The sequence below is a fragment of the Bradyrhizobium sp. USDA 3311 genome, assembly GCF_054062495.1.
Map to the genome: position 1 here is coordinate 4824182 of NZ_JBSSFI010000001.1, position 25593 is coordinate 4849774.

The 25593-nt window shown below is 65.7% G+C and carries 24 protein-coding genes; 9 read left to right on the plus strand and 15 right to left on the minus strand.

Annotated features, from left to right (window positions below):
* Positions 1-5: 5 nt before the first annotated feature.
* Positions 6-1367: an ABC transporter substrate-binding protein gene (locus tag ACVWW6_RS22830; RefSeq protein ID WP_456681415.1), complete on the minus strand. Its 1362-nt coding sequence runs from the start codon at positions 1365-1367 to the stop codon at positions 6-8.
* A gap of 202 nt (positions 1368-1569) precedes the next feature.
* On the opposite strand from ACVWW6_RS22830, the gene ACVWW6_RS22835 reads away from it, so the two are divergent.
* Positions 1570-3423, plus strand: a complete 1854-nt coding sequence (locus tag ACVWW6_RS22835; protein WP_456681416.1) for an ATP-binding protein — start codon at positions 1570-1572, stop codon at positions 3421-3423.
* 55 nt (positions 3424-3478) lie between these two features.
* On the opposite strand, the gene ACVWW6_RS22840 is transcribed toward ACVWW6_RS22835, so the two are convergent.
* Together ACVWW6_RS22840 and purB are read right to left on the minus strand one after the other, a co-directional pair.
* Entirely contained in the window at positions 3479-4651 is a 1173-nt protein-coding gene (locus ACVWW6_RS22840; RefSeq protein ID WP_011088437.1) for a M20 aminoacylase family protein, read from the minus strand.
* A 129-nt stretch (positions 4652-4780) separates the two neighbouring features.
* Positions 4781-6088: an adenylosuccinate lyase gene (purB, locus tag ACVWW6_RS22845; RefSeq protein ID WP_456681417.1), complete on the minus strand. Its 1308-nt coding sequence runs from the start codon at positions 6086-6088 to the stop codon at positions 4781-4783.
* A gap of 544 nt (positions 6089-6632) precedes the next feature.
* On the opposite strand from purB, the gene ACVWW6_RS22850 reads away from it, so the two are divergent.
* Positions 6633-7220, plus strand: coding sequence for a TetR family transcriptional regulator (locus ACVWW6_RS22850; protein ID WP_456681418.1), 588 nt, complete (start codon positions 6633-6635; stop codon positions 7218-7220).
* Between the two features lie 15 nt (positions 7221-7235).
* Here ACVWW6_RS22850 and ACVWW6_RS22855 read toward each other — a convergent pair whose 3' ends face one another.
* The 3 genes from ACVWW6_RS22855 to ACVWW6_RS22865 form a co-directional block, all read right to left on the minus strand.
* Positions 7236-7541, minus strand: coding sequence for a hypothetical protein (locus tag ACVWW6_RS22855; RefSeq protein ID WP_038967604.1), 306 nt, complete (start codon positions 7539-7541; stop codon positions 7236-7238).
* Between the two features lie 105 nt (positions 7542-7646).
* Positions 7647-8300 carry a response regulator gene (locus tag ACVWW6_RS22860; protein ID WP_011088434.1) on the minus strand — a complete coding sequence of 218 codons (654 nt, stop codon included), beginning with the start codon at positions 8298-8300 and terminating at the stop codon, positions 7647-7649.
* A gap of 7 nt (positions 8301-8307) precedes the next feature.
* Positions 8308-9678, minus strand: a complete 1371-nt coding sequence (locus ACVWW6_RS22865; protein WP_456681419.1) for a histidine kinase — start codon at positions 9676-9678, stop codon at positions 8308-8310.
* 199 nt (positions 9679-9877) lie between these two features.
* Here ACVWW6_RS22865 and ACVWW6_RS22870 point away from each other — a divergent pair, with 199 nt between their 5' ends.
* From ACVWW6_RS22870 to ACVWW6_RS22890, 5 genes are all read left to right on the plus strand, one after another.
* Positions 9878-10648 (plus strand): MotA/TolQ/ExbB proton channel family protein, encoded by a 771-nt coding sequence (locus ACVWW6_RS22870; RefSeq protein WP_011088432.1) that lies wholly within the window; start codon positions 9878-9880, stop codon positions 10646-10648.
* On the plus strand, positions 10645-11316 hold the full coding sequence (locus ACVWW6_RS22875; RefSeq protein WP_011088431.1) for a hypothetical protein: 672 nt from the start codon (positions 10645-10647) through the stop codon (positions 11314-11316). The genes ACVWW6_RS22870 and ACVWW6_RS22875 overlap by 4 nt, the downstream gene beginning before the upstream one ends.
* Complete coding sequence (locus tag ACVWW6_RS22880; protein ID WP_028173396.1) at positions 11309-11914, plus strand: hypothetical protein; 606 nt, start codon at positions 11309-11311, stop codon at positions 11912-11914. The genes ACVWW6_RS22875 and ACVWW6_RS22880 overlap by 8 nt, the downstream gene beginning before the upstream one ends.
* Before the next feature lie 117 nt (positions 11915-12031).
* Positions 12032-12772 (plus strand): metallophosphoesterase family protein, encoded by a 741-nt coding sequence (locus ACVWW6_RS22885; protein ID WP_271612069.1) that lies wholly within the window; start codon positions 12032-12034, stop codon positions 12770-12772.
* Between the two features lie 6 nt (positions 12773-12778).
* Complete coding sequence (locus ACVWW6_RS22890; RefSeq protein WP_028173397.1) at positions 12779-14212, plus strand: serine/threonine protein kinase; 1434 nt, start codon at positions 12779-12781, stop codon at positions 14210-14212.
* Positions 14213-14238: 26 nt separating this feature from the next.
* Here the strand turns inward: ACVWW6_RS22890 and ACVWW6_RS22895 are convergent, their stop codons facing one another.
* The 3 genes from ACVWW6_RS22895 to rpe all read right to left on the minus strand — a co-directional run bounded on the left by ACVWW6_RS22895 (position 14239) and on the right by rpe (position 15640).
* Positions 14239-14430, minus strand: coding sequence for a hypothetical protein (locus ACVWW6_RS22895; RefSeq protein WP_179883735.1), 192 nt, complete (start codon positions 14428-14430; stop codon positions 14239-14241).
* A 24-nt stretch (positions 14431-14454) separates the two neighbouring features.
* Entirely contained in the window at positions 14455-14634 is a 180-nt protein-coding gene (locus ACVWW6_RS22900) for a hypothetical protein (RefSeq protein WP_028173399.1), read from the minus strand.
* Positions 14635-14938: 304 nt separating this feature from the next.
* A complete protein-coding gene (gene rpe / locus ACVWW6_RS22905) occupies positions 14939-15640 on the minus strand; it encodes a ribulose-phosphate 3-epimerase (protein WP_011088426.1) in 702 nt (233 codons plus the stop codon).
* 254 nt (positions 15641-15894) lie between these two features.
* Between rpe and ACVWW6_RS22910 the strand changes: the two genes are divergently transcribed.
* The gene (locus tag ACVWW6_RS22910) at positions 15895-16677 is read left to right on the plus strand and encodes an EF-hand domain-containing protein (protein ID WP_456681420.1); all 783 of its coding nucleotides are present in this window, start codon (positions 15895-15897) and stop codon (positions 16675-16677) included.
* Between the two features lie 157 nt (positions 16678-16834).
* On the opposite strand, the gene ACVWW6_RS22915 is transcribed toward ACVWW6_RS22910, so the two are convergent.
* Together ACVWW6_RS22915 and ACVWW6_RS22920 are read right to left on the minus strand one after the other, a co-directional pair.
* Positions 16835-17833: a P1 family peptidase gene (locus tag ACVWW6_RS22915; protein WP_060912606.1), complete on the minus strand. Its 999-nt coding sequence runs from the start codon at positions 17831-17833 to the stop codon at positions 16835-16837.
* A 59-nt stretch (positions 17834-17892) separates the two neighbouring features.
* Positions 17893-20718 (minus strand): PAS domain S-box protein, encoded by a 2826-nt coding sequence (locus tag ACVWW6_RS22920; protein WP_456681421.1) that lies wholly within the window; start codon positions 20716-20718, stop codon positions 17893-17895.
* A 225-nt stretch (positions 20719-20943) separates the two neighbouring features.
* Here ACVWW6_RS22920 and ACVWW6_RS22925 point away from each other — a divergent pair, with 225 nt between their 5' ends.
* Positions 20944-21330, plus strand: coding sequence for a response regulator (locus ACVWW6_RS22925; protein WP_028173402.1), 387 nt, complete (start codon positions 20944-20946; stop codon positions 21328-21330).
* A 92-nt stretch (positions 21331-21422) separates the two neighbouring features.
* Here the strand turns inward: ACVWW6_RS22925 and ACVWW6_RS22930 are convergent, their stop codons facing one another.
* From ACVWW6_RS22930 to livM, 4 genes are all read right to left on the minus strand, one after another.
* On the minus strand, positions 21423-22541 hold the full coding sequence (locus ACVWW6_RS22930) for a branched-chain amino acid ABC transporter substrate-binding protein (RefSeq protein ID WP_456681422.1): 1119 nt from the start codon (positions 22539-22541) through the stop codon (positions 21423-21425).
* Between the two features lie 150 nt (positions 22542-22691).
* A complete protein-coding gene (locus ACVWW6_RS22935) occupies positions 22692-23432 on the minus strand; it encodes an ABC transporter ATP-binding protein (protein WP_011088420.1) in 741 nt (246 codons plus the stop codon).
* Entirely contained in the window at positions 23429-24262 is an 834-nt protein-coding gene (locus ACVWW6_RS22940) for an ABC transporter ATP-binding protein (protein WP_011088419.1), read from the minus strand. Before ACVWW6_RS22940 ends, ACVWW6_RS22935 begins: the two co-directional genes overlap by 4 nt.
* A complete protein-coding gene (livM, locus tag ACVWW6_RS22945; protein WP_370141135.1) occupies positions 24259-25536 on the minus strand; it encodes a high-affinity branched-chain amino acid ABC transporter permease LivM in 1278 nt (425 codons plus the stop codon). The genes ACVWW6_RS22940 and livM overlap by 4 nt, the downstream gene beginning before the upstream one ends.
* Between the last annotated feature and the right edge of the window lie 57 nt (positions 25537-25593).

Below are 25593 nucleotides of genomic sequence, written 5' to 3' on the forward strand. Positions count from 1 at the left end.
GGTGGCTACCCTCGGATCGCCGCATTGGCCCTTTCGGCAGCGCCCGTCATCGCATCCTTCGCCGATTTCGCGCCGTTGACCACTTCATTCACGCCGATCATGAAGGCGTCCAGGATCAGTCTCGATTGCGGATGGAAAAGAACTGCCTTGGCGCGGTCGACGTCGGCATTCTGCAAGTTTGTCAGCGCCGCCTCGGCGGCCTGCGGGCCGAACGCCTTCTTGAAGCCCTCGCTCGACCAGGCCGACACGCGTGTCGTCGCCAGCCCCGCTGCGGCGGTCCGCAGCGAGGTCGCCTTGCTCGTCGCCCAGAGCAGGAACAGGAAAGCCGCCCGCTTGTTTCGAGATCTGGAATTGATGCACGCCTGCCAATGCGACATGAAGGGGACGGGTCCGCGACCGGCGAGATGCGGAAAAGTTGCAAACCCGGCCTGGTTGGCGACGCGGCTTTTCGCGGGATTGGAGATGTCGGTCGCGAAGTTGCTGCTGTCGATCGCCATGGCCGTCCGTCCCTGCAGGAAGTCGTCCAGCACGTGGTACCATTCGTAGCTGCCGACGCCGGCGGGCCCGGCCTGACCGAGCAACTGTCCGTACATCTCGATGGCCGCGATCCCCTCCGGGCTCGCGAAAGCGACCCTGTTGTGCTCGACCATGGCCCCGCCGTAGGAGAACAGGAAGCCCATGGCTGGCGGAGAGGAATTGCCGCTGGCCTGGGCGCGCATCGCGATCCCCGACATCCCGTTGGTCTTGACCGCCTTGGCGGTGACGAGCAGCTCCTCAAAAGTCTGGGGAACCGGCAGGTCCTTGGCCGCCAGCGCATCGCTGTTGATGAACAGGGTCATTGCCTCCGAGGTAATCGGGACGGCGTACCGTTCGCCGTCCGACCACAGCGGGAAGGCTCGGGCCGTCTTGAGCAGGTCGCTCTCGTCATACCAGGCGGGGTCGGTCAGCGACCTCTGGGAATAATACCCGTTCAGCGGCTCCACCCATCCGTTCGAGATACCCTGGCCATAGGTCGTGAACATGAAGACGTCGGGCGTGCTACTGCCGCGAGCGAGCCTGATCGGCAGCGCGCCGAGGTAGCTGGTTTCCAGCTGGAAATCGATGGTGACGTTGATGCCGGTGAGTATGGTGAACTCCGGCAACAGCGGCGTGATCGCATTCGACCACGGATGGATCGCGCCCGAAAGCGCGATCGTCTGTCCCGTAAATTGCTTCCAGTCGATCGCGGCGTTGGCGTAAGCCGCAGCGGTATCCTCGGCAAAGCTCCAGCGCGGCAGCCCGGTCAGGCTCGCGCCAGCCGCCCCCAGTCCCTTGATGAAACTGCGCCGGCTCGCCGGATGGCTCAGTGAGTTTTCACCCTGTGCCATGATGATGCTCCTTGAATCGACCAAGGGCATTCATCCATAGCACACGCACGGGGCCGCAGCCCTGCGACATCACGGCCTTCACGCCTGGGGTACCCGATGAATGTCGGGTTCCCGACCTCCCTATCCGTGCTATTGTCCTATCATGCTCTGGCGTCGGCACCAGAACACGCGCGGTCACACGAGCATCGAAGACCCACGGCCAATGTCCGTTCCTGTTCGGGCCCTGCCTCTGCGATGGTTTGCTCGTCCGCTGATCCTTGCGGTCGCAGTGCTTGTGACCCTGTTTGCCGCGACCAGCTTCCTCGGCCTGCAATATTGGCAGGAGCGGCAAGCAGCTCATCACTTCATCGAACATAGCCGCCAGGTCCTCGAAACGCTCGATCGGCTGCGGGCGATCGTCGCGGAACTGGAGACTGAAAGGCGCGGGTATCTCATGACCCTCGACCCCGCCTATCTCAAGGCCTACGGCGTCTCCGACGAAAGCGTGCGGCGGGAGGCTCAGGCGCTGCAGATGTTGGTCGCGGACGATCCGTTGCAGGGCCTTCGGGCCGAACATCTGGCGCTGACTGTTACAGCCACGCTGCGCGAGATCGACGAGCTGCTGAAGACGGCCGGCACCTCCGGGCTCGCCGCGCTGGCAATGATCCGCAGCATGGACGAAATCCGCTCGCAAATCGACCAGATGGTGGATCACGAGCGCTTTCGGCTCGCCGGCCGGGAGGCGCGCGCCGAAGCATTCGAGCAACGCTGGACCTGGCTGATCGCCGGCGCCGTTGTCCTCGTCGTCGCGCTGGCCGCAGCGGCGCTGGCGCTCGCGCGGCTCGAAGCGAAACGGCGGAGAGAGGCGACCGAGGAGAACATCCAGCTCCAGAGTGATCTTGCAGCACGGGATATCAAGATCAGACGCCTGTTCGATGCCAACATCATCGGCATCATCATCTGGGAAGTCGAGGGGCGCATTCTCGAGGCCAACGATGCATTCCTGCGCATCGTGGGATACGACCGGGAAGATCTCAACGCAGGGCGCCTGCATCGGACCGACCTCACGCCGCCGGAATGGCGCGCCCGCGACGTGCAAACCGTGGCGGAACTGAAGCGGGTCGGGACGGCCCAGCCATTCGAGAAGGAGTATGTGCGGAAGGACGGAAGCCGTGTGCCGGTGCTGATCGGCGGGACCATGTTCGGAGCAGGTACGGAGAATGGCGTCGGCTTTGTCCTCGATCTGACGCCGCTCAAGCGCGCGGAAGCCGAAGGCCGCGAACACGAGCGGCGCTACCGTGAAGCGCTGATGGAGCTCGCGCACGCCAATCGCGTCACCACGATGGGGCAACTAACCGCTTCGATCGCCCACGAAGTCAACCAACCGATCGCGGCGATCGTGGCGAACGCCGAGGCCGGGGTGAATTGGTTGGAGGCTCAACCGCCAAATCTGGAGCGGGTTCGACAGACGCTCGACTGGATCACAAAGGACGGCATGCGAGCCGGCGATATCATCGGCCGGATCCGGGCGCTGATCAGGAACGCGCCCCCGCAAAAGGAGACGCTGGAGATCAACCAGGCGGTGCTTGAGGTTATCGCGCTGACACGCAGCGAAGCGTTCAAGAACGGCGTGTCGGTGCGAACGCAATTTGCCGAGGGCTTGCCGCCGATACAGGCCGATCGGGTTCAACTTCAGCAGGTGGTGCTCAACCTGATCGTCAACGCGATCGAGGCGATGGCCGCGGTCGGCGAGGGGGGACGCGAGTTGGTGATCAGCACCGGTCGGGATGCATCGGACGGCGTCCACGTCACCTTGCGGGATTCCGGTCCGGGGCTGGATCCGAAGAACGTGGACCGCCTGTTCGAAGCGTTCTACACCACCAAGCCCACGGGCATGGGGATGGGTCTCGCCATCTGCCGCTCGATCATCGAGGCGCATGGCGGGCGGATGTGGGCTGGCGCAAACGAGCCGCGGGGCGCCTTCTTTCAGTTCACCCTGCCTCTCGCGTCAGACGAGAGCGCATCTCGCCCGCTGGAGGCGGATGAGCCAACGGAGCAACGCTCCGCGGCCCGATGACGGGCTCCGCGCAGCCCGGTCCTTTGCGCGAATGTTGCCTGCTGCGAAGCCGGCCTTAACCCGCCGGCATCCTCGTCTCGATCAAGCGCACCCAGAACGAGGCGCCGTGGCCGAGGATGTTGTCGTTGAAGACATAGGACGGGTGGTGGCATTCGTTGCCGTCGCCCATGCCGACCAGCACCATGGCACCGGGACGCGCCTCCAGCATGAAGGAGAAGTCCTCGGCGCCCATCATCGGGATGAACTTGTCGTTGACGCGCTCGGCGCCGACGATGTCGCGGGCGACGTCGGCGGCAATCCCGGCCTCGCGCGCATGGTTCATCGTCACCGGGTACATCCGTGTGTATTTCGTCTCCGCCGAGCCGCCATAGGCGCGCGCGACGCTCTCTGCGACCTCGCCGATGCGGCGTTCGACCAGATCGCGCACCTCGGGATCGAGCGTGCGCACGGTGCCGCCGAGCTCTGCGACCTCCGGGATGATGTTGAAGGCGGTGCCGGAGTGGAATTGCGTGATCGAGATGACGGCGGATTTGAGCGGATCGATGTTGCGCGCGACGATCGATTGCAGCGCATTGACGATCTGCGAGCCGATCAGCACGCTGTCGACCGATTTGTGCGGACCCGCGCCGGCGTGACCGCCCTTGCCATGGACCGTGATCTGGATGTTGTCGGAGGAGGCGAGCATCGCGCCGGGCGTGGTGGCGAAATGGCCTTCGGGCAGGCCCGGCATGTTGTGCATGCCGTAGACCTCCTGGATGTTCCAGCGCGTCATCAGGCCGTCCTCGACCATGGCCTTGCCGCCGCCGCCGCCTTCCTCGGCGGGCTGGAAGATCACGATCGCGGTGCCGTCGAAATTGCGGGTCTCGGCGAGATATTTTGCGGCGCCCAGCAGCATCGCGGTGTGACCGTCATGGCCGCAGGCGTGCATCTTGCCGGGGACCTTGGAGGCATATGGCACGCCCGAGGTTTCCGTGATCGGCAGCGCGTCCATGTCGGCGCGCAGGCCGATGGTCTTGCCGGAGGCCGATTTGCGGCCGCGGATCACGCCGACGACGCCGGTGCGGCCGATGCCCGTCACCACCTCGTCGCAGCCGAACTCGCGCAAGCGATCGGCGACGATGCCGGCTGTACGGTGGACCTCGTAGAGCAACTCCGGGTTCTCGTGGAAGTCATGGCGCCAGGCGGCCATTTCGTCGGAGAGGGCGGCGATGCGGTTGACGATGGGCATGAGGGGGATCCGTTTCTTTTGGGTTCTCTCGTCATTCCGGGGCGATGCGTAGCATCGAACCCGGAATCTGGAGGTCGTCGCGCGAGCTTCCGGGTTCACGCTTTGCGTGCCCCGGAATGACGAGAATAATCAGCTCTCGCCGAACACGCGCTTGAAGATCGTGTCGACGTGCTTGAGGTGGTAGCCGAGGTCGAACTGTTCCTCGATCTCGGCGTCGGTGAGATATTTCTTCACCTCGGCGTCCTGCTTCAGGAGCTGGAGGAAGTCGCCTTCGCCGCGCCAGACCGGCATGGCGTTGCGCTGCACCAGCTTGTAGGCGTCCTCGCGGCTCGCGCCCTTCTGCGTCAGCGCCAGGAGCACGCGCTGCGAATGCACGAGGCCGCCGAGGCGGTCGAGATTCTTCTGCATGTTGGCGGGATAGACCAGCAGCTTGTCGATCAGGCCGGCAAGGCGCACCAGCGCGAAGTCGAGCGTCACGGTCGCGTCCGGAGCCATCATGCGCTCGGCGGAGGAGTGCGAGATGTCGCGCTCGTGCCAGAGCACGACGTTTTCCAAGGCCGGCGTCACATAGGCGCGCACCATGCGGGAGAGGCCGGTGAGGTTTTCGGACAGCACCGGGTTGCGCTTGTGCGGCATGGCGGAAGAGCCCTTCTGTCCCTCGGAGAAGAACTCTTCGGCCTCCAGCACCTCGGTGCGCTGCATGTGGCGGATCTCGACCGCGATGCGCTCGACCGAGGAGGCGATCACGCCAAGGGTCGAGAAATACATCGCGTGGCGGTCGCGCGGGATCACCTGGGTCGAGATCGGCTCGGGCACGAGACCCATGGCTTTTGCAACGTGCTCTTCGACCCGCGGATCGATCTGCGCGAAAGTGCCGACGGCACCGGAGATAGCGCAGGTCGCGACCTCCTTCCGCGCCGCGATCAGGCGTTCCTTGGCGCGCGAGAATTCGGCGTAGGCATAGGCGAGCTTGAGGCCGAAGGTCACGGGCTCGGCGTGGATGCCATGGCTGCGGCCGATGGTCGGCGTCATCTTGTGCTCGAAGGCGCGCTTCTTCAGCGCCGCCAGCACCTTGTCGAGATCGGCGAGCAGCAGGTCGGCGGCGCGGGTGAGCTGGACGTTGAGGCAGGTGTCGAGCACGTCGGAAGAGGTCATGCCCTGGTGCACGAAGCGCGCCTCGGGGCCGACGATCTCGGCGAGGTGGGTGAGGAAGGCGATGACGTCGTGCTTGGTCTCGCGCTCGATCTCGTCGATGCGGGCGACGTCGAAGGTGGCGTTCTTGGCCTTCGCCCAGACCGTCCTGGCGGCCTCCTTGGGGATGGTGCCGAGCTCGGCCAGGGCGTCCGCCGCATGCGCCTCGATCTCGAACCAGATCTTGAACCGGGTCTGCGGCTCCCAGATCGAGGCCATTTCCGGACGGGTATAGCGGGGGATCATCTGACGGCTCCAGCAAAGGTGGGCGGGCGGCCCTGAGGGGCGGCACCGGCCAAAATGTTTTTTACGCCGTGATTTAACAGAGCGGGGAGGGCGAAACAAACGGCGGAGGCAAGGTAACGGGGGATGACCACCGGACCCGCCCGCGGGGCCGGCGAGCAAAAAAAGTAACTGTCAATCACGGATCATTGACTGACAGATATTGAAATCTGTCAGCGAGACGTGTATATCCGTTTCCGGACGCTCCGATTGGGCGTCCCGCGGCTACCCCCGGAGGCCCCGACGTCCGAAACAAATACGGATCGAGGGACGAAATTGAAGAGAGGGGACCGCGGACGAATGGAGACTTACGACAATGACGACCGAAATCATCAATTTGACCGGGACGATTGGGCATTGGCTCAATTTACTGGTGGCGCGCCAGATCGCGGCGCAGGCTGCAAAACTGCCTCATTGAGGCGAGAGCATTCCGAACGACCGGCAAGGGCGCTTCGGAAGCAGCGCCATCGCCGGATAAATGAACCCCGAGCGGGAACATGGTGCTGGCATGAATGAAGCCGTTGTCTTGACGCCGGAGCGGATCCTCGAAGTCACCGAGGACGTGCTCAGGCGCTACGGGCTTGCCAAAGCCACCGTGGTCGATGTTGCCCGTGCGCTCGATGTGAGCCACGGCAGCGTCTATCGCCATTTTCCGAGCAAGGCCTCGCTGCGCGAGGCCGTTGCCAAGCGCTGGCTTGACCGTATCGACGCGCCGTTGCTCCAGATCGCCAGGGAGGAAGGGCCCGCGCCGGTGCGGCTCGACCGCTGGCTGCGCACGCTGTTCGCCGCCAAGCGTTCGCGTGTGCTCGACGATCCCGAGATGTTCGAGACCTATCTCACGCTGGCGCGCGAGGCCTGCGCAGCCGTCAAATGTCACAAGGACACCATGATCGACCAGATCGCGGCGATCCTGACCGATGGCGTGAGGCAGGGCGTATTCGCTGTGGACGACGTCAAGGCCACCGCGCGCGCGATCTTCGATGCCACCGTCCGCTTCCACCATCCGGCCCATGCCGACGAGTGGAAGGACGCCGATCTGACCGCGCGCGTCGATGCAACGCTCGCGCTGCTGCTGCGCGGGTTGAAGGCGGCATAGACCGCGACGCCTAACTCACCCTCTTGCCTTGTGAAGAAGCGCGCCCTCGCGAACGGAGGGCGAGGCAGTTGCGTGCCTGCGCGGGTGAAGCGCGCCGTTGGCTGCTGGAACGACCGGCGGGCTCTCCGGATACGCATTGACCGCGATTTCGACGACATCCTTTGACCGCTTTCGCAGCCGGTAGAATGTCAGTTCCTGTTCGAGCATGGGGCAGTGGAAGTGGACGACGGCCGTATCGGGCAAGCGGCAAAGTTCGTCGATAAGCTCGCCTACGGTGATGATCGGGGGATGGTCGATTGCCTTGTGATGAGCCTTACTCATGGCGATTCCTCCACTACTACTAACCGGAGCTGGATGGCCTCCGTTCCATCCCGCTCAGCAGATTCAAGAACAACACGTCGCTTGAGGAATCCGGCAGCCCCGCTGCTAGATCTTCGTCAGCCCGCAACTCGCCGCCAGCCGCACGAGCTGCGCGTCCGTGCGCGCGCCGGTCTTGGTCTTGATCAGATAGTGATAATTCTGCACCGTCTTGACGCTGAGATTGAGATGCGTCGCGATCTGCTCGGTGGTGGCGCCGCCAGCGAACTGGCGCAGGATCTCGATCTCGCGTTCGCCCAGTTGATCCAGCACTGAGCCGGTCGGCGACAGGCTGTCGTCGGCCAGGATATGCGCGATGTCGTCACTCATGGCGCGCTCGCCGCGGGCGACGCTGCGGATTGCATTCACGACCGCGGACGGCTCGCTGCTCTTGGTGACGAAGCCGGAGGCGCCGGCGCTGAAGGCGGCCTTCACCAGCACGGCCTCGTTGTGCATGGTGAAGACGAGGATCCGCGCCCGCGGGCTGCGGGCGCGGATGTTGCGGATCGCCTCCAGCCCGCTGGCGCCGGGCATCGAGATATCGAGCACGACGACATCAGGATCGTGCGCCTTGAAGGCGCCGTAGGCATCCGCGGCGTTGTCGGCTTCCGCCACGACATGGAGGTCACCCTGGCTTTCCAGCACCCGCCGGTAGCCCTGCCGGACGATGGGGTGGTCGTCGACCAGCAGCACGGAGATGCCTGTTGCCGCAACCTCGCTCATCTCGGCCTCACGCGGCGAGCGGGATGGTGGCGGCGACGCTGAGGCCGCCTCTGGCCGGCAGGATCGACAGCGACCCGCCGGCGGCTGCGACGCGCTCGCGGATGCCGGTGAGGCCGAAGCCCGCCGACCGCGCCACGCGTTCCGCATCGCCGCCGCCGTCGTCCTCGACCCGGATCAGCAGCGCGTCGTCCTCGCCGGCGCGCCGCTCGACGCGCAACGAGATCTCGCGTGCCGCGCCGTGACGCAGCGCATTGGTCAGGCATTCCTGGGCGACGCGATAGGCGGTGGTGGCGGCCGGGCCGCTGATGTCGGTAAGATCTCCCCTCAGATCGAGCTGGATGGTCGGCCGCGCCGCGCTCTGCGAGCGCCAGCTGTCGACGAGATTGACGAGGCTCGCCTCCAGCCCGAGCTCCTCGGGCAGGGGATTTCGCAGCCGCTTCAGCGCATCGCGCAGTGAGGCCATCAGATGATGGGTCGCCTGCGAGATCATCCGTGCGTCCTGCGCGATGCCGTCCTCCCTGTTCTGCTTCGCGCTCGCCGTCTCGATGGTGTCGGCGAAAGCGAGGATGGCCGCGAGGTTTTGCCCGAATTCGTCGTGCAGCTCGCGGGCGAGGGCGCGGCGTTCGTCGTCGCGGATCTCGATCAGCCGCCGCGTCAGCGCCGCGCGCTGTTCGGTGGCTTCTTCCAGCCGGGTGCCGAGCTCGCCGACGGCGCCCCCGATCATTGCAAGCTCCATCGAGCGGAAGCGCGGCAGTTTGGTGCGATAATGGCCGCGCGCCATGCGCTGGAGCGCGGTGACGATCGCGCGTGCCGGCGCCAGCGTATGCGCGATCGCAAGCGACGCCAGCAGCGCAATCGCCGTCGCCATCAGCAGCGCGACGTCGATGACGTTGAGGATGTATTCCCAGGCGAGCGAGATCGCGGCCGCGGCATCGGGCGTCGCAACCACCGTGCCGGCGGCCGCGGCGCGCGGACTGACCGGCCGCACCACCTCGGCGTGGCTGCCGAGGAAGGTCGGCACGATCGACGCGAACCAGCGCGGCGGCGTCTTGCCCAGCCCCTCGCTCTGGCCGCACAGCGGCTTTTCGAATGCGGCGGCGGGCTGGAACTCGACGCAGACGCCGGGCGAAATCAGCTTCATCGTGTCCAGCGTGCGCCATTCCGGAACCGGCAGCAGGTGCTCGCGCGCCCTGCTGCTGCGCAGCAACAGCTCGTGCCAGTACAGCGCCTGAAGCGCCTGCGCGACCCGCTGCGCCGAGGCCGCAGTCGCCCGGTCGACGCTGCGATAGGCCTCGAACGTGGCCCATACGGTCGCCGCGCCCAGGCAGAGCGCCACAATGAGAAGCAGACGGGCGACAAGCTGAAGCACGAGGCGCATGCGATCACCCCAAAGTTTGGTAAGGTCAGCCTAACAACGCCGCCGCGCCTTGCCAATCGCAGGGTTTGGGCCGGATTGCAGCTCGGGCAAATTTCCCAAGCCGGATTGGGCATGGGTCTTTGGACCGCGTGCGGCGGCTTTGATCTAATCGGGGTGGAATCGTTGCAGGACAGTCCCTGCAAGCCGGGAGCGGTGCAGCATGAGTTCGATGACGATTGGACCGATCGCAGGGTCTGCTGCCGACCCATCCGAGCGCAGCGCGCTCCTGTTCTGGATGATCTTCACCGGGCTGTCGATCTTCGCCGTCGTGCTGTTGTGGCGCTTCGGCCTGATCCACCTGATGCTGACCTCGGACCGGACCTACATTTCCAGCGTGATCGCGCTGCTCTATGTCCTCACCTGCGGCCATTGCTTCCTGCGCACGCGGGCGATCGCGCGGGAGGGGGCGGCGGCGCGGCGCTGCAGGGCGGCGCTCGCGGCGCCCGGCGGCAGCAAGCTGCTCGATGCGAGCGCGACGGCTCTGCCGCGCGGACTGGTGCGCGATCATATCGACAGCCTGGTCACCAAGGCCGCCGCGCAGGATTACCGGCCGGTTGACCAGACGCTGCTGCTGCGGACGCTGGCCGACCGCCTGCGCGGCTCCAACGGCTTCGGCGCCTTCGTCTCGGACACGCTGATGAAGCTCGGCCTGCTCGGTACCATCATCGGCTTCATCATCATGCTGGCGCCGATCGCCGGGCTGGATGCCGCCGACAAGGTCGCGATGCGGTCCTCGATGGGGCTGATGAGCGACGGCATGGCGGTTGCAATGTACACGACGCTGGCGGGCCTCGTCGGCTCGATCCTGGTCCGCATCCAGTACTACATGCTGGACGCCGCGACCCAGCGGGTGTTCTCGGATGCGGTGGTCCTGACCGAGACGTACGTGACGCCGGTGCTGGAACGCAAGGGCGCCGGAATCCCGTCATGATGGATGATTTCGGTCTCTATCCGCGCGAGGAGCCGTTCGATCCCCTGGGCGTGATGCTGTTCAAGGCGCTCCAGGTGATCGCGTTCCTGTTCTTCCTGGCGCTGCTTGCGGTCTCGCCGGATGCGAAGGACGGCAAGATCGACTCCAAGGCCGAGTTCATGATCACGCTGGACTGGCCGGACAATCACCCTGACGATCTCGACCTGTTCGTGCAGGATCCGGCCGGCAACATCGCCTGGTATCGCCATCGCGAGGCCGGCTTCCTCACGCTCGACCGCGACGATCGCGGCGGGGCCAACGATTTCATCATCGTCAACGGCAAGAAGATCGCTTCGCCCATCCGCGAGGAGATCGTCACCGTGCGCGGCATCGTTGCCGGCGAATACACCGTCAACGTCTCCCACTTCGTGGCCACGACCGGCGAGCCTGTGACGGCCAATGTGAAGGTGCAGAAGCTCAATCCGACCGCGCAGGTCATCTTCGACAACAAGTTCACGCTCGACCACACCGGCGACGAGAAGACCGCGGTGCGGTTCCGGCTCGATGCGGAAGGCAAGGTCGTCAATGTGGACCAGCGGCCGAAATCGCTGCTGGAGACGTTCCGCAGCAGTTGGCGCAACGGCGCCGACGTCGATGCGAAGACCGGTGTGAGGATACGCCGTGAGTAATCTGCAAACGGTCATCCTCACGCTGTCGGTCGCCTATGCCGTCATCGGCGCGCTGCTGCTGGTCGTGCTGGTCTATGCGCGGCTGCACTGGGCGCTGAAGGCGGTCGCGGTGGTCGTGACCAGCGCTTTCTACGTCGTCAGCTTCACCGAAATGCGCGGGCTGCTCGGCTGGGCCAGCGCCGACCGGCTGCCTGCTGCCTTCAAGCTGCTACAGGCCCGCATCGTCGAGCCGCATTCGCTGGAGGGCGATCCAGGCTCGATCTATCTCTGGGTCGAGCAACTCGACGAGGACAATCGCCCGAGCGGCATCCCCCGGGCCTTCCGCGTGCCCTATGACGACCGGCTGGCCAACAAGACCCACGCGGCGCAGAACGAGATCGCGGCCGGGCATCCGCAGGGCGGGCGCGCCGCGGATTTCGGCGGTGGCGAGGGCAGCTTGATCGACATGGTCCGGGAGTATGTGACGCCCAAGACCATCCTCGAGACCAGCGGGGGCGATTCCTCGACCGGCGAGTTCAACGCCCCGCCGGCCGGTGCGCAGGGCGCGGTATTCACCCCGCTGCCGCCGCCCCGGATGCCGCCGAAGGACGAGCAATAGACCCTTGACCATCGCGGCGGGGGCACGCTGGAAAACGGCCCCGCGCTGGCGCATCTTCTTGACGTCCCTCAATTTGGCCTTATCGGCTTTCGATAAGAACCTGAGGGTGGAGGGTGCGTGCTTCTCGCTGTCTTTTCGGATATCCACGGCAACCGACAGGCGTTCGAGGCTTGCCTGAAGGTTGCCCGTGCGAAGGGCGCAGAGCGGTTCATCCTGCTCGGCGACTTCGTCGGCTATGGCGCCGATCCGGAATGGGTCGTGGATACCGCGATGGAGCTCGTCGCCGGGGGCGCCGTGGCCGTGCGCGGCAATCACGACCAGGCGGTCAATTCCTCGGCCGAGACCATGAATGCCGAGGCGCAGATCGCGATCGAATGGACCCGCGGCCGGCTTGATGCCGCGCAGCGCCGGTTCCTGGCCGAATTGCCGATGCTGGTGGAGGACAGCGACCGCTTGTTCGTGCATTCGGAAGCCTCCAGTCCCCAGCGCTGGCACTACGTCCGCTCGACGGCGGATGCCGCCAAGAGCCTGATCGCGACGCCCGCCCATGTCACGTTCTGTGGTCACATTCATCGTCCGGCGCTCTATTCGATGTCGGTGACGGCGAAGATGACGAGCTTCGTGCCGAAGACCGACGTCCCGGTGCAGCTTTTGCGCGGACGGCAATGGCTCGCCGTGCTCGGCTCGGTCGGCCAGCCCCGCGACAGCGATCCGTCCGCATCCTTCGTGCTGTTCGACACGGTCTCGTGCCAGATCACCTATTGCCGCGTGCCCTATGACATCGCGAGCGCGGCGAACAAGATCCGCGAGAACGGCCTGCCGCCCTGGCTCGCCGACCGGCTGTCGCAGGGACGCTAGAGGCCGATGCCGAAACCCCTGGTCAAATCAGGCGCGGAGATCAACGGCTACACCATCGGCGAATGCGTCCATGCCGGCGGCATGGCGACGCTGTGGACGGTCACCCATCCCGGCATCGACGTCCCGCTGCTGATGAAAATTCCGCGGGTGTCGGAGGGTGAGGACCCCGCCGCGATCGTCTCCTTCGAGATGGAGATGATGATCCTGCCGCGGCTCGCGGGCCCGCACGTGCCCTCGTGTTTCGGCACCGGCGATTTCGCCCACCAGGCCTATGTCGTGATCGAGCGCATCCCCGGGACCACGCTCTACAAGCGGCTGGCCGACCTGCCGCTGCCATACGAGGAGGCGCGGCTGCTCGTCGCGAAGATCGCGACCGCACTCGCCGATCTGCACCGGCAGAACGTGATCCATCACGACATCAAGCCGAGCAGCATCATGTTCCGCGAGTCCGGCGAGGCGGTGCTGATCGACTATGGCCTGTCGCACCACAACCATCTGCCCGATCTCCTGCAGGAGGAATTCCGCCTGCCTTACGGCACCGCGCCCTACATGGCGCCGGAGCGGCTCCTGGGCGTGCGCGACGATCCGCGCAGCGACCTGTTCTCGCTCGGCGTGCTGCTCTATTTCTTCACGACCGGCGAGCGGCCGTTCGGCGAGGGCGAGACGCTGCGCGCGATGCGGCGCCGGCTGTGGCGCGATCCGCATCCGCCGCGCGCACTGCGCGCCGACTACCCGCCCTGGCTCCAGGAGGTGGTGTTGCGCTGTCTCGAGATCGAGCCGGTGCGGCGCTATCCGACTGCGTCCCAGCTCGCCTTCGATCTGACCCATCCGGACCAGGTCAGGCTCACGACACGCTCGGAACGGATGAAGCGCGACCCCCTCGGCGTCGCCTGGCGGCGCCGCTTCAACCAGGGCGTCATGCAGCCGCGCGCGAAATCGGATGTCGCAGCCCAGATCGCATCGAGCCCGATCCTCGCGGTCGCGCTCGACACGGCGGAAGGCGCGCCCGAGCTGAACGAGGCGCTGCGCGTCACCACCGAGCGCATTCTCGCCACGCTGCCCTCGGCGCGGCTTGCCTGCCTCAACGTCCTGAAGCTCAACCGTATCGCGATCGACCGGACGCTGGACGAGCAGGGCTCCAACAAGCATATCGACCGGCTGGTGGCGCTCCGGCATTGGGCCACGCCGCTGAAGCTGGACGAGAGCCGGCTGTCGGCTCATGTGCTGGAGGCGGTCGATCCCGCCGCTGCGATCCTGGAATTCGCCGAGGTCAACCACGTCGACCACGTCATCATCGGGGCGCGGCAGGGCTCATTCAGGCGCACGCTGCTCGGCAGCGTCTCGGCCAAGGTGGCCGCGGAAGCGGCCTGCACCGTCACCGTGGTGCGGCCGCCGCGAATGGCGGGTGATGAGGCCGATGCCGGCGAGGCGGCGGGATAGGCGCGCCCGGCGTCGCCGAGAAGAGATCAGGCCGCGCGGGCGGTATGGCCGGTGCGCCTGCGGCGGATGGGCCAGGAGAATTGCGGACCGGGCTCGCCGTGATCCGCGCTGCCGCCGAAATACTGGATGATCTCGCGGCAGGGCTCGCAATTGAACAGGTTACGCGACGCGGATGCCTTGGTCATTTCCTTCAGGCAGTTCGGGCAATGCGGTTTCATGGATTTGATCCGGAAAGGAGGTTCTCAGTGTCGGCGCTGCGAGGGCAACGAATGGTCGAGCTCCGAATTGTCGAGCTCGGCATCGTCATCCATGGCGCCGTCGGCGCGCTCGAGGCGGCCGAAGAAATAATCGAGGCTCGGATGCGGGCGACGCGGAATCCGGCACCTGCGCTTCGGCTGACATTTTACGACCGCGATCTGCATGGACGTCAGCCCCGGCGATGAAGGCGATGGACGCGAGCGGAACGTGCCGCAACCTTCTCCGGTCCGACCGTTGGGCCAAACACCACAAATGCACTGAAACCAAGCCACAACGCCACGCCAGTCCAAACCAGGGTCGTCGTCATGATGTGCTCCCGTCAAAAGCAGGCAGGAGCCAGTAGCGGTGATTTGCGCGAATCAGTGAAGCCCGGATGAGTACGGGTCGCAGTTGCAATTTTAGGCATCGCGCGCTGCGGCACCCGTAAGAGCCGCAGGTTTTCGCCGCTCGTGCAGAGTCCGATGCGGCTCAGATGGCTTCGCCGCGGGCGCCTGCGGCGGCATTGCGGATCGCGGCAATATTGGTCCTGTAGGCGTCCTGCGTGCCGCCCCTGAACACGGAGGTGCCGGCGACGAAGGCGTTGGCGCCGGCCGCGGCGAGCGCGCCCGCGACGTCGGGACCGACCCCGCCGTCGACCTCGATGTCGATCGGACGGCCCGCCGTCATCGCGCGGATGTCGCGGATCTTGCCGATCGCGGAGGGAATGAAGGCCTGGCCGCCGAAGCCGGGATTGACCGACATCACCAGCACGAGATCGACCAGGTCGATGACGTATTCGAGTACGCCGATGGGCGTGCCCGGATTGAGCGAGACGCCCGCCTTCTTGCCGAGCGCGCGGATCGCCTGGAGCGAGCGGTGCAGATGGGGACCTGCTTCCGCATGGACCGTGATGTGGTCGCAGCCGGCTTTGGCGAAGGCCTCGAGATAGGGATCGCAGGGCGAGATCATCAGGTGCGCGTCGAAGACCTTCTTGGTATGCGGGCGCATCGCCTTGATGACGTCGGGGCCATAGGAAATGTTCGGGACGAAGTGCCCGTCCATCACGTCGAGATGGATCCAGTCGGCACCGGCGGCGTCCACCGCACGCACCTCTTCGCCGAGCCTGGAGAAATCCGAGGCCAGGATCGAGGGGGCGATTGCCAGGGGGCGGGGGGTGAAGGCTTGGGTCATGGCGCTGTTTCCCGTGGCGGCCGGAAGAGGAATGGGTCTCGCCTAACATGGGCCTCCGTGGCGGGCAATGCAGGACAGGCGCGCTGCCTGTGGGCGGAAATTTCTGCCGTCACCGGCACGAATTGCCGATATTGCCGGGCCGCGCCAGGTGCGCTGGAAGCGGAATTCATTGAGCTTTTCGCGCTGGCACGGCGCTTGCTGACTTCCTCCCCGGAACATTGACCGCGGCATGCCGCATCGGTTGGAGTTGTGCAATGCTGTTTGCTCTTGGCGCCGTCTCGACGGCGCTCGACGCGATCCAGTCGCTGACAAACCCGAAATCGTCGTCGTCGACACAGAAGACGGGATCATCGCAAAGCGCGCCGACCAATCCGTTCGCGATCGACAGCGGCAGCAACAGCACGAGCAGCGGCGCGACCTCGTCGGTCAACTCCGGCAATTGTGCGCCGATCGCGCCGGAGACGATGAGCGCGCTGATCGCCGCGCAAAGCCAGTCGTCGGACGGCACCAGCAGCGCGACGACCTCGACCTCGTCGAACTCGTCGTCCTCGACCCGCCGGGACGCTGCGCTGAAGGACCTGTTCTCGCAGATCGATGCGGACGGCGACGGCAAGATTACCAAGTCCGAATTCGAGAACGCGCTGGGAGCCGGTGGCACCAATCTGGCAAAGGCCGATGACGTGTTCTCGAAGCTGGATTCGAATTCCGACGGCAGCGTCAACCTCGACGAGATGTCGAAGGCGCTGAAGAGCGGCCATCGCGGCCATGCCCACGGTGCCAGCGGCTCCGGCGACGGATCGGAGTCCTCCTCGAAGCCGAGCGGCGGATCGACCTCGACCACGACGACCGCCGCCGACGGCTCGACCACCACCACCGTCACCTATGCCGACGGCTTCAAGATGTCGACGACGGTCCCGGGCGCCTCCAGCTCCCCTAATTCGGCTTACGATCTGTTCGCGCAGTTGATGCAGCGGCAAGGCGGGCAGGGGCAAGGCGCTTCAGCGACCGCCGGCTCGTCGATGTCGATGAGCGTGTGAGCTAAGAGCGCTCTCTCGCCAAATTGCGCTGTCATGCCCCGCGGAAGCGGGGCATCCAGTACGCCGCGGCCTTCCGGTTCAATCACAACCGTCTCTGGAATACTGGATCGCCCGGTCTTCGGCGGGCGATGACACCTGATGTGTGACGGGCGTTCAACTATCCACCAAACCGGTCCCGCCATGCCGGCTGCGCGCCGCCGAACGGCAGCGCGGTTGCGCAATACACGCCGCGTGCGATTGCGCGCGCGACCACGTTGGCGGCGACGGTGCCGAGCTCGGTGAGGCCGACCAGCGGCTCGATCGACTTCTCGCAGGTCGCAGCCGCGTACAGCACGTCGCCGTCGGTCGGTGCATGCACCGGATAGATGGCGCGGGCGAAGCCGGTGTGGGCGATCATCGCCAGCCGCTTGGCCTGTGGCTTGGTCAGCACCGCGTCGGTGACGACGGCCCCGATGGTGGTATTTTCGCGCGCGCTCGCGGCGGGACCGCCCTTGATGCGCATGCGGAGCATGTCGTCGGTGAACTTGTCGGGCAGGCCGCGTCCGCCGTATTCGCCGTCCACCTCGAACGGCGCCGCCCAGAACCACGGCCCGTTGCCGACGGTGACACTGCCCACCGCGTTGACGGCGACGATCGCCGCGACCTTGACGCCATCAGGCGTCACCGCCGAGGCTGAGCCGAGCCCGCCCTTGAACGTCGCGGTGGTCGCACCTAAGCCCGCGCCGACGCTGCCGATTGCGAAGTCCGTGCCGGCGGCTGCTGCCGCAGCGTAGCCGAGGTCGCGATAGGGCGAGAAGCGTCCCCATGCCTTGTCGCCGCCGTTGAGGAGATCGAACAGGATCGCGCCCGGCACGATCGGGATCAGCGCTTCGCGAACCCGGTGGCCGCGGCCCTGCTCGGCGAGCCAGGCCTGCACGCCGCCGCCGGTATCGAGGCCGAAGGCGGAGCCGCCCGACAGCGCGATCGCGTCGACGCGTTCGACGGTATTGGCGAGATCGAGCAGTGCGTCCTCGCGCGTGCCGGGGCCGCCACCGCGGACGTCGATCGCCGCGACCGCGGGGGAATCGAAAATGATCGCGGTCGTGCCGGAGGCGACTTTGGCATCCTCGGCATGGCCGACGCGGACGCCGGCGATGTCGGTCAGCAGATTTTTCAAGGTGGCCTCGCGCGCTGATGAGGAGTTCGCTTCTGCGATAGCGCAGAGATGCCGCAGGCTCAACTGGCGAGCGCCGTTCTGAGCATCTTGGCCAGCTCGGACTTGCGGTAGGGCTTGGCCAGCAGCAGCACGCCGGAGTCGAGCCGGCCGTGATGGACGATGGCGTTCTCGGTGTAGCCCGAGGTGAACAGCGTCTTCAGGTCGGGGCGGCGGCGGGCCGCTTCATCGGCGAGCTGGCGGCCGTTCATGGCGCCCGGCATGATGACGTCGGTGAAGAGCAGGTCGATGTCCTTGTCGGCGTCGATGATGGTGAGGGCGTCGGCTGCGTTGGCGGCTTCGAGCGCGGCGTAGCCGAGGCTCTTGATCTGGGTCACGACATATTGCCGTACCAGAGCGTCGTCCTCGACGATCAGGATCTTCTCGCTGCCGCCGGCGACGGGCGCGTTCTGAAGCGCCTCGAACTCGGTCTCCTGCACGCCGGTGGAGCGCGGCAGGTAGATCTTCACGCTCGTGCCGTGGCCTTCCTCGCTGTAGATCTTGATGTGGCCGCCGGACTGCTTGACGAAGCCGAACACCATGCTGAGCCCGAGGCCGGTGCCCTTGCCGACCTCCTTGGTCGTAAAAAACGGATCGAACACCCGCTCGATCAGATCGGCCGGAATTCCAGTGCCGGTGTCGCTGACCGCGATCATCACGTAATTGCCGGCAACGATGTCGGGATTCATGCTGGCATAGCCGTCGTCGAGGAAGACGTTGCGGGTCTCGAGCACCAGGGTGCCGCCGTCGGGCATGGCATCGCGCGCGTTCAGCGCGAGGTTGAGGATCGCGGTGGAGAGCTGGCCGGGATCGACCAGTGTCGGCCAGGCATCCTCGGTGAGCTGGGGCATGATGGTGATCTGCTCGCCCAGTGTCGGATGCAGCAGCTTGGCGGCCTCGAGCGTCAGCGCATTGACGTCGATCTCGCGCGGCTGGAGCGGCTGCTTGCGGGCGAAGGCGAGCAGGTGCTTGGTCAGCTGCGCGCCGCGCTCGGCGGCGTCGTCGATCAGCTTGGTGATGGCGGCGAGTTCGGGACGATCGGCGACCGCATCCGCAAGAATACCGATCGTGCCGGTGATGACGGTCAGCACGTTGTTGAAGTCGTGGGCGACGCCGCCGGTCAACTGGCCGATCGAATCCATCTTCTGGACCTGCCGGAGCTGAGCTTCGGCGGCCTGCTTCTCGGTGAGGTCGCGGCCGATGAAGAAATGGCGCCGCACCGGCTCGGACCAGGTGCCCATCCAGTTCATCGTGACCTCGTGACCATCGTAGTGATAGTAGCGCGCCTCGAAGCTGCGCTTGACCGCGCCGCGCCGGGCCGCGCGCATCTCGCTGCGCGTCTTCTCGAGGTCATCAGGGTGGATGAACTCGATCGCACTGTGCCCGACCATGTCGTCCGGGCTGAAGCCGAGGATGTCCTTCACACTGGGGCTGACCTGGATGAAATTGCCGAAACCATCGGTGACCAGGATCAGGTCCTGCGAGGTCTCGAAAATGCGCTGGCGCTCCTCGATCTCCCGATTGAGCGCCATCTCCGCTCGCTTCCGCTCGGTGACGTCGCGGGCCACCTTGGACGCGCCGATGATCTTGCCCTCGGTCGATCGCAGCGGGACCTGGCTCAGCACCACGTCGATGGGTTGACCGCTCTTGTGCAGCCGTACGGTCTCCTGCTGGTCGATGACCTCGCCGTTGCGGGTGCGGGCCAGATTCTCGGCGACATCGTCACGCTGATCGTCCGGCATGATGATGTCGATGGAACGGCCGACCGCCTCGTCGGCGGAGTAGCCGAAGACGCGCTCGGCCGCGCTGTTCCAGGTCGTGATGGTGCCGTCGAGCGACTTGGTGATGATGGCGTCGTTGGAGGATTCGACGACGGCGGTGAACAGCCGCTCGCGCTCGGCGTGATAGTCGCGCTCGGCGTCCGATCGGCGCTTCAGCGCGCCGACCATGCTCGCGGTCTGCGCCTGGAGGCGGACATTCTCGACCAGGAGCACCGCGAGCACGAAGGTCGCCGCGCAGAGGCCGTAGAGGCGGCCGACGTAGAAGCCGAGATCGAAGCGCGCGACGTTCACGATCGCCGAGAGCGCGATATCGAACAGCCAGGCGCACATCACGACCATGAGCCAGACGTCGATCACCGAATGCGGCCTGCGGAACCAGAGCGAGACGAGGGCGGCAAAGCTGAGCGACCATACGAAGGATACGACGCCGATCATGGCCGGCATGTAGTGGCCGTCGCGCAGCAGGACCGGGAGCAGATCGTGCCAGGCGGTGACGATCCAGGCGAAGACGGCCATGGCGGCGGCGACGCCGAACACGATGGCGCAGATCGCCCTGATTGTCGTGCCGCGGATCCTGGCGCCGCCGTCGGCCTCCTTCAGCCAGGCATAGCCCAGCACGAACACCGGGAAGCCGCCGTGCCAGATCATGTAGAGCCAGACCGTGGTTTGCCCGCCCGCGCCGAAAAGTCCGGTCGGGGTGAACAGTCCGGGGAAGGTGAGGGCATGAACCAGCGCCGCGGCGGCGGTGAACAGATAGCCGCTCGCGAGCCACAGCAGCGCGCGGGTCCGCAAGACCGAAAACTGCGACAGCAGCAGCACCGCGGTGACGATGTCGCTTACGGCGAGGGCCGATTGATAGCTCGCGACAAAGGCCGGGACGGGCAGGAGCGGGGTACCCGCGAAAGGGACGGCCAATGCGAACAGGATTGCGGATATGCCGACGATCGCCAATGCGGCGGTGCGGTCGGTCGAGGTGGCCGGCAGGGTCGAAAGGAATGTGCTTCGGTCGATCGTCGCGGGCACGTCCACCTCTCGCAGACCGGTCTTCGCCATTTTCATCGACGTCATTCGGATCCCCGCAGGCCGGCGCTATGGTAGCGGGTTACGGGCGCACATCTTGAACTGTTGCGGCCGCGACTCAACCGAAGGTTACAGATTACTTAATTCTGGTGGGACCACGGAATAGGGGTCGGGTAAGATGCGCTTTACTGGACGGTGCCATAATGCCCTCCCGCCGGAGTGGGTTCCAGGTTTGAATCATCGATTTTGATCGATATCCGGGAGTTCTTCCCTATGCCCCGTGTTCTCATCATCGACGACCAGAAGGACGTCCGTGCGATGGTCGCGATCGTGCTTCGGGTCCATCGCTTCGAGGTCGCGGAGGCCGAAAGCGGTGCGGCCGGGCTGAAAACCTTCGCGGAAAGCCCGTTTGACGTGGCGATCGTCGATATCTTCCTTGGCGACACCAGCGGCGTCGACGTCATCGCGAGCCTGCGGGAGCGTGCGCCGGGCCTCCCCATCATTGCGGTGTCCGGGATGACGGCGCTGGATTTCATGGAACAATCGCCTCACCTTGCCAACGTGGTCTGCCTGCAAAAGCCGTTTCGGCCGAACGATCTCCTGCAAGCGCTGCGGAAGGCCCAGGCCGCGGCGGGCGGCGAACTGCCCGCAGCTGTCTGACCCTTGTCCAGGACGCTTGCCCAAGAAGAACGCCCCGGGCAAGCCGGGGCGTGATGATGCTTGGATAACGGCCTTGGGGCCCGGCAAGCGCGTTAGGTGCCGTTGCCTTTGATCTCGGCGTAGCCGCCCTTGGCATCCCATTTGTAGACGACGTAGTCGATCTGCTTGATGTCGCCCTTGGCGTCATACTCGATCGGGCCGATCACGGTGTCCCACTTGCCGGCCTTCATCGCCTCCATCACCTTCTTGGCGTCGGTGGTGCCGGCCTTCTTGGCCGCCTGCGACCAGACCTGCATCGCCGCATAGGTGTAGAGCGTGTAGCCTTCGGGGTCGATGTTCTTGGCCTTGAAGGCATCGACGATCTTCTTGGCGGTCGGCTTGTTGCGCGGATCGGGGCCGAAGGTGAACAGCGTGCCTTCGCCGGCCGGGCCGGTGATGGAGGCGTACTCCTTGTCGGCGAGTGCGTCGCCGGCCATCAGCACTGTCTTGAGACCCTGGTCGCGCATCTGGCGCAGGATCAGGCCGCTCTCCTGATGGTAGCCGCCGACATAGACGAGATCGATGTTGTCGCGCTTCAGGCGCGAGACGATCGCGTTGAAGTCCTTGTCGCCCTTGTTGTAGGACTCGTACATCTTCTCGGTGATGCCGGCCTTGTTGAGCGCCTTCTTGGTCTCGTCCGCAAGACCCTTGCCGTAGGTGGTCTTGTCGTTGAGGATCGCAATGTTCTTGCCCTTGTAGTTCTTGGCGATGTACTGCGCCGCGATCAGGCCCTGCTGATCGTCGCGGCCGCAGACGCGCGCCACGTTCCACAGCTTGCGCTCGGTGAAGAGCGGGTTGGTCGAGGCTGGGGTGATCTGGAGGACGTTGCCGTCTGCATAGGCCTCCGAGGCCGGGATCGACGACGACGAGCAGTAGTGTCCGGCGACGAAGGGGATCTTGGCGCCGGCGATCTTTTCCGCAATCGAGCGCGCCTGCTTGGGATCGCAGGCATCGTCCTCGACGTTGAGCGCGAGCTTCTTGCCGTTGATGCCGCCGGCGGCGTTGATATCAGCCACGGCCATCTCGGCGCCGTTCTTCATCTGGCGGCCGAAGGCGGACTCTGTGCCTGTCATCGGGCCTGCGACTGCGATGGTGACATCCTGCGCGAATGCCGCGCTCGACAGCGCGATCGACGCGCCGAATGCCAGACCGATGAGCTTCAGTGATTTCATGAGATACCTCGCGGGTGGTCGCCTGTGGAAGTTGCCGGGCATGCCCGGTCCAAACCGGCGCCATTCTTGAATGAATTCGAGGAGAAGTCACCGGCAAAATACGGGCATTGGCGGAGATATCTCGCCACATTCGGCCGCACGTGGCCCGCCTCAGCCGTGCCGGCCGCCTTCCAGATAGGCGGCCCGAATCTCGGGGCGCTGCAACAACTCGGCGCCGGTCCCGGCCAGCGTGATCAGGCCATTGACCATGACATAGCCGCGATGGGCGAGCTTGAGCGCATGGTTGGCGTTCTGCTCGACGATCAGGACGGTCAGGCCGTCCTGCCGGTTCAGGGTGCGGATCGCATCGAAAATCTGGCGCGCGATCAGCGGCGCGAGCCCGAGCGAGGGCTCGTCGAGCAGGAGCAGGCGGGGACGGCTCATCAAGGCGCGGCCGATCGCCAGCATCTGCTGCTCGCCGCCGGACAGGGTTCCGCCGCGCTGGGCGTAGCGTTCCTTCAGCCGTGGAAACAGATTGAAGACGCGTTCCAGCGTCGCGTCGCGCTCGGAATCGGTGCATCCGGTGGCATCGGCACCCATCTGGAGGTTTTCCGCCACGCTCATGCGCGGGAAGATGCGCCGTCCCTCCGGCGATTGCGCGATGCGCAAATGCGCGATCTCGTGGGTGGGCACGTCGGTGATGTCGCGGCCTTCGTACAGGATCTGGCCGGCACGGGCCCGCGGCTTGCCGAAGATGGTCATCATCAGCGTCGACTTGCCGGCGCCGTTGGCGCCGATCAGCGCCACGATCTCGCCGGCATTGATCTCGACGTCGACGCCCTTCAGCGCCTCGATCTTGCCGTAGGCGGCGCGAAGGCTGCGGATCGCGAGCAGGGGAGTGGGTGAAGTCACGACCCGCTCTCCATCACGGCCACGGCTTCTTCCTCGTCGGCGCCGAGATAGGCGGCGATCACCTTGGGGTCGTCGCGGACCGCGCGCGGCGAACCTTCGGCGATCTTCACGCCGTGGTCCATCACCACGATATGGTCGGAGATTTCCATCACCACCGACATGTCGTGCTCGATCAGCAGGATCGAGGTGCCGAGCTCGTTGCGGATCGAGAGCAGGAGCTCGCTCAAGGCGGCGCTCTCGCGCGCGTTGAGGCCGGCGGCGGGCTCGTCCAGGCACAGCAGCGCGGGCTCGGTGCACATCGCGCGCGCGATCTCGAGCCGGCGCTGGTCGCCATAGGCAAAATTGCCGGCGGCATCGTCGGCGCGGTCGAGCAGGTTGACCCGCCTGAGCCAGTCGGTGGCGAGATCGATCGCGCGCTTCTCGGCATCGCGATAGCCGGGCGCACCGATCAGGCCGAGAAAGGTGAGGCCGGAGGCCCGCATCAAGGCGTTGTGCTGCGCCACCATCAGGTTTTCCAGCGCGGTCATGCCGGGAAACAGGCGGATGTTCTGGAAGGTGCGCGCCACCTTGGCCAGCTTGGCGATGCGGAAATCGTTCAGCCGCTCCAGGGCGATCGTCCGGCCATCGTCATGGGTGAGGCGAATGGTGCCGCCGCTCGGCTTGTAGAAGCCGGTGATGCAGTTGAAGACCGTGGTCTTGCCGGCGCCGTTCGGCCCGATCAGCGCGGTGATCTTCTTGCGCTCGGCCGAGAGCGACAGGTCCTGCACGGCAACGATGCCGCCGAAGCGCATGGTCAGCCGGTCGACGTTGAGAATCTTGTCGCCGCTCATCCGTGCCCTTCCTTGACGAGGTCGGAGGAGATCGCCTGCGCCTTGGTCAGATACACGGTCGGCGCGCGATGGCCGACCAGGCCGCGCGGCCGCCAGATCATGATCAGCACCATGGCCATGCCGAACACCAGCATGCGGTAGGTCTCGAGGCTGCGGAACAGCTCGAAGCCCCCGATCATGGCCAGCGCGGCGAGCGCCACGCCGAGTTGCGAGCCCATGCCGCCAAGCACGACGATGGCCAGCACCAATGCCGATTCCTGGAAGGTGAAGGATTCCGGGCTGATGAAGCCCTGGCGGGTGGCGAAGAACGCACCGGCAAAGCCGCCGAACATCGCGCCGGTCGCGAACGCGGTAAGCTTGGTGGTCGTGGTGTTGATGCCGAGCGCGCGGCAGGCGACCTCGTCCTCGCGCAAGGCCTCCCAGGCGCGGCCGATCGGCAGGCGGCGCAGGCGGATCGTCACCCAGTTGGTGAGCAGCGCGAGCGCCAGGATCAAATAGAACAGGAAGACGATGCGGTGGGTCGCTGAGTACTCGATGCCGAGCTTGGCGGCGAGCCCGTCGTCGCTGTTGTCGAGCGGGATGCCGAAGAAGGTGGGGCGGGGAATGCCGGAGACGCCGTTGGGGCCTCCGGTCAGGCTCTGCCAGTTGATGATGACGAGGCGGATGATCTCGCCGAAGGCCAGCGTCACGATGGCGAGATAGTCGCCGCGCAGCCGCAGCACGGGAAAGCCGAGCAGCACGCCCCAGAACGCGGCGAGGATGCCGGCGAGCGGCAGGCAGATCCAGAACGACCAGCCGAAATTGGTGGCGAGCAGGCCGTAGGAATAGGCGCCGACCGCATAGAAGGCGACGTAGCCGAGATCGAGCAGGCCGGCGAGGCCGACCACGACGTTCAATCCCCAGCCCAGCATGACATAGGTGAGCACGAGGATCGCGAGGTCGAGGATGTAGCGCTGGTTATAGAAGATGACGGGCACCAGCAGCGTGAAGATCAAAAGCGCGGGCGCGAGGTAGCGGCCGACGAACGACATCCCGCGATGCACTGCAGGCGGCACCAGCTTCTCGGCGCCGGTCGGGCCGAGCCATTGCCGGAGCAGCTCGATCACGATCGAGCCGCCGAACACGGCGGCGACAAGCGCTGCGACCTCGCCGAAGCGCGTCCAATAAGTGAGCTGGCCGTCGGAACCGGCCTCGGTCCGGACGCCGACCATCAGTGAGAACAGCACCAGCGCGACCAGCGCACTGAGCAGGGATTTCTTCAGGATATAGGTGATGCCGGCGGTGCGGCTTGCGTGCTTGGTCTCGTGCGGAATGGCTGTCACGCGGCGGTC